Origin of the sequence: Pseudoalteromonas sp. ESRF-bin5, from assembly GCF_002632075.1 — a bacterium.
GTDB lineage: Bacteria > Pseudomonadota > Gammaproteobacteria > Enterobacterales > Alteromonadaceae > Pseudoalteromonas > Pseudoalteromonas marina.
In genome coordinates, this window is the sequence record NZ_NTLW01000201.1 from 1 (window position 1) to 14735 (window position 14735).

The window sequence follows — 14735 nt, forward strand, 5'->3', positions numbered from 1 at the left end:
ATGGTGATCACATCAAAGCTGTTATCTGGAAATGGCAGCATTTCAGCATTCATTTGTACGTAGTCAATATTGCCTACAAGGCCTAAATTATGAAGCTTTTCACGACCTACTTTGAGCATAGATGAGTTAATATCGCCCAAAACCACTTGGCCAGTTTCACCGACCAGTTGACTAAATTTTGCAGTTAAATCGCCTGTACCACCGGCTAAGTCAAGAACATGATGGCCTTTACGCACGCCTGAACTGGCTATAGTTTGACGTTTCCATAAACGGTGGACACCAAAAGACATTAAATCATTCATTACATCGTACTTAGCCGCAACAGAGTGAAATACATCTGCAACCATTGATGCTTTTTCGTTTTCAGCAACGGTTTTGTAGCCAAAGTGCGTGGTCTTTTCTGGGGTCTCGTTCATGATTAATCTCTATCGTGGCAATAAGCACTAGTGTACTTTATTGTGCACCGAAGGTGCAATTTGAATATGATTTATCAGGTGTTTTATTGGCCGGCGGTAAAACTACTTTGGCCAAGAGAGCGGGCTTTAAATGCCGCGTGTGATGCCTTTTTAGCCAGTTGGTTAAAGTCTTCTTTTTGCTGATGCTGAGCAATTCCAAGCGATAAGTTAATGCTGGGCAGTTTTGCGCCACTTTTTGAGCTTACAAAACGCAGTTTTTCTACACCTTTACGAACTTTTTCAGCAATGAGAATTGCTGTTTCTGGATCAATGTCAGCTAATAAAACAGTGAACTGATCTTTAGCGGTACGCCCCGGTAAACCACTTTGCATTACATACTTTTGAACTTGTTTAGCCACTTTATTTAAAATCACTTCACCAATAATATCGCCAAAGTTATCAACAAAATGCGCTAAATTATCGATTTGAATGGCAATGGCACAAATAGACTTGTCTTGGGTCGCCCATAGTTCAGTTTGTTGGGTTAAGTAATGGCGTTTAAATAAGCCGGTTTGACTATCTATAATGTGTTGCTTACGAAGTTGAGAAAGTTGTTTTTGTGTTCTTTCGTGTAGTTTTTTTGCTCTCGTTAGCTCATGCTTAAACTTTTTATGTTGAGCGAGTAACTCAGCAGTTTGCTTATCAAGTTTGTTAAGTGCTTGGCGGCTTTGTTCTATATTGTTTTCGTCAAGCGAATGAACACATTCACTCACTTGATCTGCAAAGCGACTGATTTGTTTTTCTGTATTTTGCGCATTGTTAGACAATGAAGTAATAACGCCGTCTACGTTTTGAATCATCGACACTTGCGTATTGTGTCCGACATTTAAAAATTCAAAGTAAAGTTGCTCTATTAATACGCCATCAATGTTTTCATCGGTAGAAATAGCGCGATCTAATGTTTTATTTAATTTTAAATTTGCTTGGCTAACGTAGGTGTAAACAACTTGAAAGTTCAGGGGCGTTGGCGGCAGTGCATAGCGTTCCAAGAACATACACACTTGAGTCATTTTCTCTTGAGCAATAGCCATGGAATCATGGAACATCATTATTTAATACCAACTAAGTACGCATCAATGCTTAATTTATAATTTCATTCCATGAGTCGATTGTGCGTCCAAGCTTTTTTATTATTTTTTACTACTGTATTCGTTATAACTGCTATTAAAAAGCAAAAATAGGGCCAAGGGAACTTAAATTTTACTTTAGTCGCTTAATAGCTGCTTTTCTCATCAATTAGGCTTGTTTTTAACTCATTTAATATGATTTATCGTCTAATAAATACTTTTTTAAAACTGTACTTTTAGAGTCGATTTTTATTTAAAACTTCATCTTACAGTGGTGGTTTTAGTAATAAGGTAAAGGCACGTTATAAAGAGACGCTATTGCAAATGCGCCTGATAGCGCAGTGTAATAGCAATATGCTGTTATCATAGCTTGCCCTTTTATTGAATAAGCTTTAAGCCTGGTAGGGCGTTAACATCAACGATACTTGTCTCATTTACTTGCTATTTACTGAGTCTGCGATAGCTTTGTGAAATTCATTATCTGACTAAATTTTATTATGACGAATAATTTATTACTTAAGCCATTCCGCAATACACTTATCAGCATGACGCTTTTATGTACTTTAAGTGCCTGTCAAACCACAAACTATAACGCCGATAGTCAGTTTACAGCGGTTGCAGATAGCATTGTTGATTACCGACAAAGTTCCAGCCCTTACGGCAACATTGAGGGTGTTAATGGTTATTTGTTAGCGAATCTATCGCCTGAGTTTTTAGAGCAGCAATACAATAAAAAAACTCAGTTCTTGGCTGAGCTAGACGCCTTAGATGCAGTGTCCCTGAGTGATGAAAACCAAATAAACTTCAGTATTATTCGCGCTCAAGTACAAAACAGCGTTGACGAATATGTATTTAATGCTCATTACATGCCGCTAACTTCTGAGTACGGTTTTCATTCTGGCTTATCGTATATTGTAAACAGCAGCCAATATAAAACACTGCAAAATTATCAAACTTATTTGGCACGTTTGGCTCAGGTCCCTCGTTTTTTTGAACAAAATATTTATTGGATGAAAAAAGGTCTTGAAACAGGTTTAACGCAACCTAAGGCGGTGCTTGAAGGTTACGAAGAATCAATATCAGCCTATATAGTTGAGGATGTTACAACGTCTGAATTTTATAAACCTTTTTTAAAAAATAACGCAGGCTTGCCAGAGAGTGAGTTTAAATCACTTCAGCAACAGGCGCAGTCGGTAATAAAAGATAAAGTAATTGAATCATATAAAAATTATTTAGCTTTTTTTACACAGGAGTATCGCCCCGGTGCGCGCACTTCGATAGGTATTTCAAATACGCCAAACGGCGAGTCGTTTTATAAAAATAGAGCTAAATATTACACCACTACCGAGATGACCCCTAAAGAAATACACCAGCTGGGGTTAAAGGAAGTTGCACGCATTCGCGGCGAAATGGAAGCCATTATAAAAAAAGTCGAGTTTGAGGGAACATTTGCAGAGTTCATTCACTTTTTACGAACCGATCCACAATTTTATGCAACCACACCAGAGCAATTACTTAAAGAAGCAGCATACATAGCAAAAAAAATGGACGCACAACTGCCTAAGCTGTTTCATACCTTGCCTCGTAAACCGTATGGTGTTGCGCCGGTACCCGCGAGCATAGCGCCCAAATACACAACGGGTCGCTACTCAGGATCAAATAGAGATGATGAGGCGGGCTATTATTGGGTGAATACGTACGCACTTGATAAACGCCCACTGTATGTATTAGAAGCGCTCACTTTGCACGAAGCGGTACCGGGTCATCATTTACAAATATCATTGAATGCAGAATTAGAAACCTTGCCACGTTATCGTCGAGATGCGTATTTATCGGCATTCGGTGAAGGTTGGGGGCTTTACTCTGAGTACTTAGGCATTGAAGCGGGCTTTTATCAAAGTCCATATAGCCGATTTGGTCGTTTAACTTACGAAATGTGGCGAGCTGCTCGTTTAGTGGTAGACACCGGTATGCACATGTATGGTTGGAGCAGAGAGCGCGCTATGCAGTTTATGAGCGAAAATACAGCGTTGTCGTTACACAATGTGAAAACCGAAACCGATCGCTATATAACTTGGCCTGGCCAAGCACTGTCATACAAAATTGGCGAGCTTACGATTAAACGTTTACGTAAAGAGGCTGAGCAAGCACTTGGGCAAAGTTTCGATATTAGGGAGTTCCACCATCAGGTATTACGCCATGGCTCTGTCCCTTTATCAGTTTTAGAGGCGCAAGTACGTTTATATATTAATGAAGAGTTAGCCAAACAGAAGAGTTAACTTACAGATGGTTAATTCTTGAATGCATAAAAGTGTTATGTCATTTTGGATATAGCACTTTTTTATTTTTACAGCAGCGGATCACCAATGAACAACTTTATAATGTTTAGTATTGACGTATTTGCGAGTCTATTTATTGTTTTTTTAGGCTTATTAGTTTTAATTGTGGCTGTTTTTTATATCCGCGATGTTACACAAACAAAGCATGCAATTAGACGAAATTACCCTGTAATTGGACGCTTTAGGTATTTTTTTGAACGTCAAGGCGAGTTTTTTAGACAATACTTTTTTGCCCTCGACAGGGAAGAAATGCCTTTTAATCGTGCCGAACGTAGTTGGGTTTATCGCGCTGCAAAAAATGTAGACCGTACCGCGGCATTTGGATCTACACAAAGCTTGGAGGTCACAGGTACAGTAATGTTTATGAACTGCGCCTTCCCTACGCTTGATGAAGAAGCGCTTGCGCCAAGTGAAGTAACGCTTGGTCCCTATTGCCAAACACCTTATTCAACCAATTCTTTATTTAACGTATCGGGAATGAGCTTTGGTGCGCTATCTAAGCCCGCTGTGCGTGCTCTTTCTAAAGGGGCAAAGCTCGCGGGTTGTTGGATGAACACGGGGGAGGGGGGCTTGAGCCCTTATCATCTTGAAGGTGGCGCAGATTTAGTTTTTCAAATTGGTACTGCTAAATACGGGGTACGCGATGAAAATGGCCAGCTCAGTATCGAAAAACTCAAACAGATTGCAGCACACGAGCAGGTTAAAATGTTTGAGCTTAAAATGAGTCAAGGTGCTAAACCCGGTAAGGGAGGCATGCTTCCTGGGCGCAAAGTGAATGCTGAAATAGCAAAAATACGCGGTATTCCTGAGGGCGAAGATTCTATTAGTCCCAATGGGCACCCTGAAATTAAAAACCCCAGTGATATTCTCGATATGATTGCGACGGTACGAAATACCACAGGTAAACCAACTGGCTTTAAGGCTGTTATTGGTGCGTATGGCTGGTTAGAAACCTTATTTGCTGAAATAAATCACCGTGGTATTGAGTCGGCTCCTGATTTTATTACCATTGATAGTGCTGACGGTGGAACCGGCGCTGCTCCTCAGCCCTTAATGGATTCTGTGGGATTACCACTTCGTGAAAGTTTACCGCTAGTAGTCAATATGCTTGAAAAACACGGACTGCGTGATCGTGTTAAAATAATTGTTTCGGGTAAGCTTATTGTGCCTTCTAAGGTTGCTTGGGCGTTAGCGCTTGGGGCCGATTTTGTTGTATCGGCTCGCGGACATATGTTTGCATTAGGGTGTATCCAAGCAATGCAATGTAACAAAGATTCTTGCCCTACCGGTATTACTACTCATAACGAACGCTTGCAGCGCGGTTTAAACGTTGCGGATAAAGCGCAGCGAGTGGCTAACTACAATAAGTATATTCACTATGGCGCGGGGCTTATTGCTCACTCATGCGGTGTAACAAGTGCACGAGAGCTTAAACGCGAACATGTGCGTATAGTTCAAGAAAGTGGCCTTTCGGAGCCATTAGATAAAATTTACGAAAATTATAAGTAGGTTAAAATAAACAGATGTAATAGGTGCGTGTTTATTTTGAGTGGTTCCAAAAATGAAGTAAGGAAAGCGTGTGTTCAATAGTAAATTACCTGACGTTGGTGTGAGTATATTTAGCCAAATGAGTGAGCTGGCGAATCAGTTCTCTGCAATTAACCTTTCGCAGGGTTTTCCTGAGTTCGACACACCAAACTTTTTAAAAAGTCAGATTACTCATTATGTTCAACATGGTGTTAATCAATATTCTCCTTCAAGTGGTGTACCTAAATTACAGCAGCAAATTGCAAGTTTGATACAAAAAAAATACGCTACAGAGCTTAATGCTGCAAAGCAAATAACCATCACATCGGGGGCAACCGAAGCTCTTTTTGTTGCCATTCAAACAATAGTTCGCCCAAACGACGAAGTCATCGTATTTGACCCAGCTTATGACGCTTATAAACCCGCGATTGAGCTTGCAGGCGGGAGGTCCGTACATATTGCATTAAAGGCCCCCGACTATACGATTAACTGGCGTACGGTAGAGCAAAAAATTACAAAGCACACCCGCGCTATTGTTATAAACACGCCTCATAATCCAACCGCTAAAGTGATAACTCAGCAAGACATTACAGAGCTTAAAAGGTTGGTTGGTACTTACAAACTATATATTGTAAGCGATGAGGTGTATGAGCATATTGCATTTGATGGGCAACCACATTTAAGTGTATTACGAGATAAAGAACTGTTAGCTCAAAGTTTTGTTGTTTCGAGCTTTGGTAAAACATTTCATTGTACAGGTTGGAAAATGGGTTATTGCATTGCCCCTGAACATTTAGCGAGCGAGTTTAGAAAAATTCATCAATATGTGACCTTTTCTAGCTTCACACCTGCTCAGCATGCATTGGCCGACATGTTAGAACAACAAAGCGAGCATGTAGATTCGCTCAGTGATTTTTATCAACAAAAGCGCGATTTACTTATACGTCATTTACTCGGCAGTCGATTTACAGTTTTACCAAGCCAAGGAACCTACTTTTTATTGTTAGATTATAGTGATGTATCTGATTTAAACGATGTTGAATTTTGCCATTGGCTAGTTGAGCAAGCAGGTGTTGCGGCAATACCTTTAAGTGTTTTTTATCAAACGCCACCGGGTGATAAAGTTATCCGCTTATGTTTTGCAAAAAATAATGAAACCCTAAAAGAGGCAGCCCATATTTTATGTCAACTTTAACGCTTACATTGGTGCAAAGCTCCCTTCACTGGCTTGATAAAAGCGCTAATTTAGCGATGCTTGATAAGCTGCTAGAGGCGCTAACAGAAAAGCCTGACCTTATTTTATTACCTGAAACATTTGCCACTGGTTTTGCTATAAATCTTGACTGCGCGGAGCCAGAAAATGGCCTAGTGCTTACGTGGTTAAAACAACAAGCAAAAAAACATAATGCAGTGATTGCTGGGTCGGTGCTGGTGGCGCAAGGTAATAAAAAAGCCAACCGCTTTTATTGGGTAAAAGCATGTGGTGAAGTGAGCTATTACGATAAGCGCCATCTATTTCGCTTAGGTAATGAGGGAGCCTATGTTATCGCCGGTAAAGAGCGAAAAGTGTTTGAAATTAATGGCTTTAAACTATTACCGCAGGTGTGCTATGACCTGCGTTTTCCGGTGTTTCAGCGCAATAAAAATGACTACGACATAATGGTAAATGTAGCAAATTGGCCAGCAGTGAGACGGCCCGTTTGGGATACATTATTGGCAGCTCGTGCAATAGAAAATTTATGTTATGTGGTAGGGGTTAACCGTATAGGCGACGATGGCAATGGTGTTGCCCACACTGGTGGCACTGCAGTTTATAACTTTAAGGGAGAGGCATTAGCTAAGGCGGCCGATAACACAGAGCAGTTAGTGACAGTGACACTTGAAAAAAAACATTTAGAGGCCTTTAAAGCGGCTTTCCCTGCTTATTTAGATGCCGATACGTATACTCTGACTTGAATCATCTTCACATAGCACTAAACATATTAAGTGTTAAAATAGACGCTATTACATTGATTGGCGGCTAATTAGCAAAATGAACACTTTAATCACTCCTGTTATTTTAGCTGGTGGTATTGGCTCTAGGTTGTGGCCTTTGTCGCGCCAAGCAATGCCTAAGCAATTTTTGCCACTATTGAATAATGAAAACTCATTATTGCAAAATACATTAAATCGGGTCTCTGGGGCTGAGTTTTCACAGCCAATTTTAGTGTGTAACGAACAGCACCGGTTTATTGCTAAAGAGCAAAGTAGTGCAGCTAATGTGTTTGGGTTGATACTAGAGCCTACAGGTAAAAATACGGCTCCTGCTATTGCACTTGCTGCCCATTACGCAATTCAAAGTGGGCTTAAAGGTCCTATGTTGGTGATGCCTGCTGATCATCATATAAAGGATTTTTCTCCGCTAACATCACAAATAAACGATGCTGTAACACTTGCAGAGCAAGGAAAGTTGGTTACTTTTTCAATTACACCTTCAATGGCCCACACTGGGTTTGGGTATATAAAGCAAGGCAGTAAAATTTCAGGCTCAAACTGTTTTGAAGTGGCCGAGTTTAAAGAAAAGCCAAACCTAGCTACGGCGCAAAAATACTTAGCTGAAGGCGGTTATAGTTGGAATAGTGGGATGTTTTTATTTACACCACAAGCCTATTTGGATGAACTGGAACGCTTCACACCAAAAATTGCGCACAGCGTGAAGATGGCTTCTCATTTTTCACATGACTTAGGTTTTACTAGGCCCGATAGTGAACCGCTTGAGTTTTGCCCAAGTGATTCAATTGATTATGCTATTTTAGAGCGTAGTAACAATGTTGCTGTTATGCCTGTAGCACTTAAATGGAATGATGTGGGCAGCTTTAGTGCGCTTGCTAGCCTGAGCACTAAAGATAGTTATGGCAACAACAAAAGCGAAAACCATACGGCACAAAACAGTACCAATAATTTTGTTATAACTGAAAACGACCATACGGTGGCTACGCTTGGCGTAAGTGATTTAGCTATTATCCACACCCACGATGCCACTCTAGTTGCAAATAAAAAAGAGCTTGATGAGTTACCTTTACTATTAAAAAAATTAGCACTAGAGCACAGTGATAAGCTTGATCATCATCGAGTAGTGTACCGCCCGTGGGGTAGCTATCGCACATTAGTTGAGGGCGCTGGTTTTAAAGTAAAAAAAATAACTGTAAATACTGGCGCTAAGCTCTCAACGCAGCGCCATCAGCACCGTGCAGAGCATTGGGTTATTGTATCTGGGGTGGCAGATGTGCGTTTTGACGACCAAGTATTAATGCTCACCCAAGATCAATCTTGTTATATTGCCGCTAAACAACTACATAGCTTAGCGAATAACCAGCAAGTGCCGTTAATTGTTATTGAGGTACAAACGGGTGCCATACTTGATGAAAATGACATTGAGCGATTTAATGATATGTACGGAAGGTATTAAGCTGCTCTACTTTTTAAAGTAAACCGCTTTAACCTAATTCACTACGTACAAATTTTAAGTATTTCTCAAGGCTGCGTTGCCAAAGATCAAGTGCCTCATCAAGCATGCCGTTATGAGGCTTATTGTCGAGTAGGCGACGCTCAATTTTTTTAAGTTCCATACCGTAACGATTAAACCCTAATTGCAATGCAGTACTCGCTTGGCGGTGTAAAAGTTTAATGCACTGTTCAGGATGCTGGTCTATTAAATCTTGGCAGCGTATCAGCTTATTACGAGCAGAGAGAACAAACTCGTTATAAATAGACGATACCTCATCCTCACTAAACGAGCTGGCGAGTGTTTCAATAGCCGTTTTATCATACAGGGTATCTATAAGCTCTACTGCAATATTTGTGGTTTGATTTGATTGAGAATCGCTTAATGCTTGGCGCAGTTTTTGGTGTTTAATTGGCTTACCAACAATGTCTTTTATACCCAGCGCTAAATACTCTTTAACTTCATCAGGGCTTAAACTCGCAGTAAAAGCGAGTACTGGTGTACGCTGGTTTTTGTGATCAAGGCGTTTAAGGCGTTTAAGAACTTCTTGGCCTGTTAAATCGGGTAGATTCATATCAAGTAAGACGACGTCAAAATGATGAGCTTGCATTAACTCAATGGCACTTTTACCGTCTTTAGCGAGCTTAATTTTGTGTTCGTCGTCGGCCATAAACTCAATAGCAATTTTTTGGTTTAGGTCTAAATCTTCCACCAAAAGAACATCAAGCCCTGTTAAATAATCTTTTGTTTGATGGCGTTGCTCTACAAGGCTTAACTCACCCAGCGCAAAAGTAATCGTAAAGCTAAATACACTACCAGTGCCCAGTTGACTAGAAATTTCAAGGCGGCTACCGAGTTTTTCTAATAAGCGACTGGTAATTGCAAGTCCAAGACCGGTGCCGCCCTTTTCCTTGCCTGCACTACTTTGTACATAAGGCTCTGTTAAGTAGGCGATTTCTTCATTTTCGATACCTGGGCCTGAATCTTTAACACTCACTTTTATAGTGTGTTCTAGTTGTTTTTCTAAAACTAAATCAACTTGAATTTTTACTACGCCACGGTCAGTAAATTTAATAGCATTACCAACTAAGTTAATAATTATTTGTCGAAGCTTTTGCTGGTCACAGTAGTAGCATGCTTGTTCAGGAATATTACATATAAGCTCAAATTTAAGCTGTTTTTGTTCTGCTAATGGGCTGAGCAATAAGCATAAGTTATTTAGCCATGTTTTAAATTCAATATCTTCTTCATAAAGGGCTTCGTCACTTTGGTCTAGACTTGCATATTCAAGTACTTTATCGACCAGTAGGTTTAGTGATTCGGCAGAATTAATAATTGCTTCGCAATAGGCTTTACTATGCGTATCGCTTGTTTGGTTCATGACCAATTGTGCACTACCTAAAATACCATTGAGTGGTGTACGTATTTCGTGACTAATAGTCGATAAAAATAGCCCTCGTATTTCTAAATCTTTCTGCGCTTTATCGGCGAGCGTATTGAGGTGATGCTCTCGGCGTTCATTACATAACAGTGCCATACCAGCGGCATAAAACATAGGTGCTATGATGCCATTTAAAAATAATACAGTGCTAAACCAACTGCTTGAGACGAGATCTTTTTGCTCAATTTCATTCATAAAAATTGAACGCGCAATAAAGGCTAACACCACGAGTGTTAAAATTGTAATGTATACAATACTGCCGTTGGGGTAAGGTTTACGAGCGTACTTTATAAATATAAACAGTAAAAACAAGGCTTCTGAAATATGTTGTAGGTCGGATGCGATAACACGACCAGCTAAAGAAGGATCAAAAAAACTATAATAACCAAATACCATTGCACTAAATGCGGTCACTGAACAAAGAAGCTTAAATCCAGGTCCGCGATAATCTAAAAATTGACTAATAGCAAAACAGTGCACAATAGAGGCTGCAAACATTAAGCTACACGCTGCATTTATAACAAGTAAGTTATGTGAGCTACTTACAAGCGAAAATGCAACGACAGCACATAGCATCAATACTGGATAAAAAATGTATATCAGTGTCCCTGGGGTTTGCTTATTGGTTCGCCAAGTTAAAATATTCAAAAAAGTCATTACGACAATAACGGCTATGCTGGCAAAATATAAAGTGTATGAGTCAAGCATGGGTTTTCCAGCAGGTGATTTTGATTAGATTAATTAAAAATTATAAACTTAACAAGCGCTTATATTAAATACAAAAACAGACACCTAAGTGTCTGTTTTTGTATTTCAGTCGAAGTCAGCGTTTAGCGAATTTCGTCTGGTATATTTTGCTGTGCCCACGATAAAAGCTCAATACGGTTACGACACTTGGTCTTTCTAAATGCGCTGTATAAATGAGTTTTTACAGTGTGTGGGCTAATGCTAAGTTCTTCAGCAATTTCTTTGTTTTTAGAACCGTTACTCATTAATGAAATAATCGCTTTTTCTCGCTTAGTAAGTTTGACAGGTTCAATATCGCCCTCTGTAAGCTTGTGAAGTGCGTCTTTATTAAACTGCAACATGCGATTTAATGCATTACACATGATGTCGCGACGATACCAAAGCTGATCTTCTAATAAGAGTCGAATACCTTTCATTAGCACATCTGCATTATCGGTCGTGTAAAATACACCACGAATACCGCTGAGTAGTGCTCGATTAGCAAGCTCTGGGTTTTCATCTAAGTTAAATAATATGATATCGCACTTAACACGAAGGTTTACTAGTTGTTCTTTTAATTTTCCCCACGCGTCATTGCTAGATGTTTCAATAAAAAGTAAGCGAGTCCCTTCAGGTGTATCCAATATATTAGTACCTGTTGTAACGTCTAGTCCTTGCGTTTTTAGCAATGGCTCTAATACGTTAATACCAATAGTATTAATTGGATCTTTATCTAATAACAAAAAGGCAGAACTGCTCATGTTTTTATACTCTTTTATAAAGCTGACTGATTAAGTTTATCACGATTCCCACACCTTTAGTATTAGAAAACCGCTATCGTACTTAAAAACAAGTACAATTTTATGATTATTTAAACATAAAATGTTGCAAATAAGTAATTGTTTTTTAATTTATAGGAACACATGCTTTTACATAGCATGTAGTAACTGAGCTTAATTAAGCGATTTCTTTTTTATTATCTTGATAAGGAGGCCACCCCATTTGCTTACCGGCAAGCATGTGAAGATGGATATGATAGACGGTTTGTCCGCCATGATCGTTGCAGTTCATAACAACACGGTAGCCGTCATCACTAAAGTTATGTTCTTTTGCAAGCTTAGCGGCCACCACATACAAGTTGCCTACTAAATGTGCGTTATCATCATTTATATGATTTATGGTAGGAATTGCAATTTTTGGGATAATTAACACATGAAAAGGAGCTTGAGGGTTTATATCTTCAAACGCGAGAGTATTTTCGTCCTCGTAAATTATGTTTGCTGGGATCTCGCGGTTGATTATTTTTGTAAAGATAGTCTCTTGGCTCATTGTGTGTTCCTTATCAAGTGGTATGAAATTTAGATTCACTAATGACAAATTTTCAAAGCAGTGTCAAACTCAAATCAACCAAAGGAGTTAATATGCGTAAATCAGTGTTAATGAGCAGTGTAGCTGCATTGCTATTTAGTGTATCGAGTATGGCAGAAAATATTCACTTTCCTGAAGAGTTTGTGCCGTTGCAAGTCGGTGAGCGAATAATAGAAAGCTCTTTGTTTAGCCGTGTAGAAGATTTAGAGCTAGCGCCGGGGTCGTATCGGCTAAAGCTTAAATATACCGACTTATACGATGAAGATTACGATATGCATGAGGTGGTCGAGTCAGAGCCTTTTTGGGTTGATATTACAATTGAGGCGGGTACAGATTATACCTTGGTATTTAATCGTGCTGAAAATGCAGTAGCGGCTAAAGTATTTGCTCAATCGCCCATGGTAAGTTTAAAAGCTAAAGGCAGTGCGTTAGCTGCACCATTGAGTGTTGTCTCTAATAACCAACTTGCTAGCGAAGCGCCTGTTAGAACTATGCGAGAAGCACCAGCGGGTCCAGAAAAGCCAAGTAGGCCAATTAAACCTATTGCGCCTATTACAGGCAAAGGCATGCCAAGTGCGGCGCAAATGCTCGACTTTTGGTGGCAGCAAGCAACAGTTGCTGAGCGCAAAGCTTTTTTAGAAAAAGTAACAAACTAAGCTATTTAAAATAAGCATTAAAAAAGGGCCAAATTAGGCCCTTTTAGTTGTTACTTTACATTATTTATTATTCAAATAATGCGTCAATAGTGCCTTGTGCTAGTGGGTGGTATCCGGGACGTGCTTTTAAGTAAACACTCTGCGCCCAGTCTTTCTTACCGTTAGTGATAAGTGATTTGTACAGAGGCACAATTAGTTTACGACGACCAATACCTGATAAGTGCGCATCAAGTGCAGGGTAAATTGGCTGATAACCGTTGCCTACTGCTAGCATATACCATGCAAATGCACGTTCTGCGTTGGTTGATTGCGTTAAGTTAAACTCATCATCTAATTCAGTCATTTTCTCAATGCTTAAATCGCGTGGTAAGTTATTTAAAAAGTGCAACCACTCGTGTACTGTCCAGTTTGCTGTAGGTAACTGAGCAGCAGTTTTTGCGCCTTGCAACCAGGCTGTAGTTGCAGTATCAACCTTATCGAACGCATCAGAGGTAGGGTTAGGAGCATCTGTTGGTAAACCTGGCTCAAAAATCCACTCGTTCACTTTATCCATGCTAACAATACCTGGGTACTTGTTAATTAAATTAGCTTCAATATAGGTAACAAATTGTGCAGTCGTTAACGATTTAAAAGCAAACTCGTCAAAATAAGTTTTTACGAAAGGGTCAAACTTGTCACGACCAAACTTGTTTTCCAAGTAAATTAAGAATAATTGACCTTTAGTGTATGGTACCGAGCTAAATGCATCATCTGGGTCACGACCATTAAGCTTTAAGTTAAGGCGTGTGTCTGGCGCGTCAATGGTTTTAAGCTGCGCGCGAAGACCTGCTGCATCGAGTGCTTGTTCCATAACGGCACGGTCGCGGCCAAACACTTCTTCCATAATGCGGTTTTCAACGTATGAGGTAAAACCTTCGTTTAACCATAAATCTTCCCACGTTGCATTAGTCACTAAGTTACCAGACCAAGAGTGAGCAAGCTCATGCGCAATAAGGTTAACTAAGCTTTTATCGCCTGCAACAACGGTAGGGGTAATAAACGATAAACGTGGATTTTCCATGCCACCAAACGGAAAACTTGGCGGAAGCATGAGTAAGTCGTAACGGCCCCAAGCATAGTCGCCATACATGGCATTGGTTTTATCGATCATGGCTTGCGTGTCGTTAAATTCGGCAACAGAGGCTTCTAAAATTTCAGGCTCTGCAAATATACCCGTCTGATGAGACATTGCTTTAAATTCCAGGTTACCTGCACCAATGGCAATTAGGTATGGCGAAATAGCTTGCGGCATTTCAAAATGGTAGTCGCCATCTTTATAAAGCGCATCTTTGTTGTCTGCGCTCATAACCGCACGAATATCTTTAGGTGTGGTAATTCGTGCAGAGTAGGTTACACGCATTGCTGGAGTGTCTTGTACTGGTAACCAGCTACGAGCGTGAATTGCTTGCGATTGGCTGTACATAAACGGGTGCGTTTTACTGGCAGTTTGCGTAGGTGTTAACCATTGTAGACCAGATGCTTCTGGGCGACTGTTATAATAAATACGCACTATTTTAGCTTGGTTTTTAAATTCAATAGTAAGCTTTGAGCCTTTAACATCATCACGATTCGCTAAAGTGAATTTAGCTTTGTGCCAGCTGCCTGTTTGTGTTTGATACATTACTTTATCAAT

The 14735-nt window shown here is 39.9% G+C and carries 12 protein-coding genes; 6 read left to right on the forward strand and 6 right to left on the reverse strand.

Annotated features, from left to right (window positions below):
• Together BCG07_RS12210 and BCG07_RS12215 are read right to left on the reverse strand one after the other, a co-directional pair.
• A partial coding sequence (locus BCG07_RS12210) for a class I SAM-dependent methyltransferase (protein ID WP_286890340.1) occupies window positions 1-416 on the reverse strand: 416 nt, incomplete at its 3' end.
• An 83-nt stretch (window positions 417-499) separates the two neighbouring features.
• Window positions 500-1486, reverse strand: a complete 987-nt coding sequence (locus tag BCG07_RS12215; protein ID WP_286890346.1) for a GGDEF domain-containing protein — start codon at window positions 1484-1486, stop codon at window positions 500-502.
• A gap of 533 nt (window positions 1487-2019) precedes the next feature.
• On the opposite strand from BCG07_RS12215, the gene BCG07_RS12220 reads away from it, so the two are divergent.
• From BCG07_RS12220 to BCG07_RS12240, 5 genes are all read left to right on the forward strand, one after another.
• Window positions 2020-3801 carry a DUF885 domain-containing protein gene (locus BCG07_RS12220; RefSeq protein ID WP_286890341.1) on the forward strand — a complete coding sequence of 594 codons (1782 nt, stop codon included), beginning with the start codon at window positions 2020-2022 and terminating at the stop codon, window positions 3799-3801.
• A gap of 87 nt (window positions 3802-3888) precedes the next feature.
• Window positions 3889-5370 carry an FMN-binding glutamate synthase family protein gene (locus BCG07_RS12225; RefSeq protein WP_006793867.1) on the forward strand — a complete coding sequence of 494 codons (1482 nt, stop codon included), beginning with the start codon at window positions 3889-3891 and terminating at the stop codon, window positions 5368-5370.
• Window positions 5371-5440: 70 nt separating this feature from the next.
• A complete protein-coding gene (locus BCG07_RS12230) occupies window positions 5441-6583 on the forward strand; it encodes a methionine aminotransferase (RefSeq protein ID WP_286890343.1) in 1143 nt (380 codons plus the stop codon).
• Entirely contained in the window at window positions 6571-7344 is a 774-nt protein-coding gene (locus BCG07_RS12235) for an amidohydrolase (RefSeq protein ID WP_243532281.1), read from the forward strand. The genes BCG07_RS12230 and BCG07_RS12235 overlap by 13 nt, the downstream gene beginning before the upstream one ends.
• A 76-nt stretch (window positions 7345-7420) precedes the next feature.
• The gene (locus BCG07_RS12240; RefSeq protein WP_286890344.1) at window positions 7421-8836 is read left to right on the forward strand and encodes a mannose-1-phosphate guanylyltransferase/mannose-6-phosphate isomerase; all 1416 of its coding nucleotides are present in this window, start codon (window positions 7421-7423) and stop codon (window positions 8834-8836) included.
• A 28-nt stretch (window positions 8837-8864) separates the two neighbouring features.
• Here BCG07_RS12240 and BCG07_RS12245 read toward each other — a convergent pair whose 3' ends face one another.
• From BCG07_RS12245 to BCG07_RS12255, 3 genes are all read right to left on the reverse strand, one after another.
• On the reverse strand, window positions 8865-11021 hold the full coding sequence (locus BCG07_RS12245; RefSeq protein ID WP_243532285.1) for an ATP-binding protein: 2157 nt from the start codon (window positions 11019-11021) through the stop codon (window positions 8865-8867).
• Window positions 11022-11143: 122 nt separating this feature from the next.
• A complete protein-coding gene (locus BCG07_RS12250; protein WP_008132268.1) occupies window positions 11144-11800 on the reverse strand; it encodes a helix-turn-helix transcriptional regulator in 657 nt (218 codons plus the stop codon).
• 196 nt (window positions 11801-11996) lie between these two features.
• Entirely contained in the window at window positions 11997-12368 is a 372-nt protein-coding gene (locus BCG07_RS12255) for a histidine triad nucleotide-binding protein (RefSeq protein WP_006793873.1), read from the reverse strand.
• Between the two features lie 92 nt (window positions 12369-12460).
• Here BCG07_RS12255 and BCG07_RS12260 point away from each other — a divergent pair, with 92 nt between their 5' ends.
• Complete coding sequence (locus tag BCG07_RS12260; protein ID WP_006793874.1) at window positions 12461-13063, forward strand: DUF2057 domain-containing protein; 603 nt, start codon at window positions 12461-12463, stop codon at window positions 13061-13063.
• 67 nt (window positions 13064-13130) lie between these two features.
• Here BCG07_RS12260 and BCG07_RS12265 read toward each other — a convergent pair.
• Window positions 13131-14735 (reverse strand): M1 family metallopeptidase (locus BCG07_RS12265; RefSeq protein WP_286890345.1); only part of this gene is annotated, 1605 nt, incomplete at its 5' end.

What these genes read in the sequence shown, in the direction of transcription:
- BCG07_RS12250 (WP_008132268.1), bottom strand. Translation starts at nt 11,800, where the DNA reads ATGAGCAGTTCTGCCTTTTTGTTATTAGATAAAGATCCAATTAATACT.
- BCG07_RS12225 (WP_006793867.1), top strand. Translation starts at nt 3,889, where the DNA reads ATGAACAACTTTATAATGTTTAGTATTGACGTATTTGCGAGTCTATTT.
- BCG07_RS12240 (WP_286890344.1), top strand. Translation starts at nt 7,421, where the DNA reads ATGAACACTTTAATCACTCCTGTTATTTTAGCTGGTGGTATTGGCTCT.
- BCG07_RS12260 (WP_006793874.1), top strand. Translation starts at nt 12,461, where the DNA reads ATGCGTAAATCAGTGTTAATGAGCAGTGTAGCTGCATTGCTATTTAGT.
- BCG07_RS12220 (WP_286890341.1), top strand. Translation starts at nt 2,020, where the DNA reads ATGACGAATAATTTATTACTTAAGCCATTCCGCAATACACTTATCAGC.
- BCG07_RS12235 (WP_243532281.1), top strand. Translation starts at nt 6,571, where the DNA reads ATGTCAACTTTAACGCTTACATTGGTGCAAAGCTCCCTTCACTGGCTT.
- BCG07_RS12255 (WP_006793873.1), bottom strand. Translation starts at nt 12,368, where the DNA reads ATGAGCCAAGAGACTATCTTTACAAAAATAATCAACCGCGAGATCCCA.
- BCG07_RS12215 (WP_286890346.1), bottom strand. Translation starts at nt 1,486, where the DNA reads ATGGCTATTGCTCAAGAGAAAATGACTCAAGTGTGTATGTTCTTGGAA.
- BCG07_RS12245 (WP_243532285.1), bottom strand. Translation starts at nt 11,021, where the DNA reads ATGCTTGACTCATACACTTTATATTTTGCCAGCATAGCCGTTATTGTC.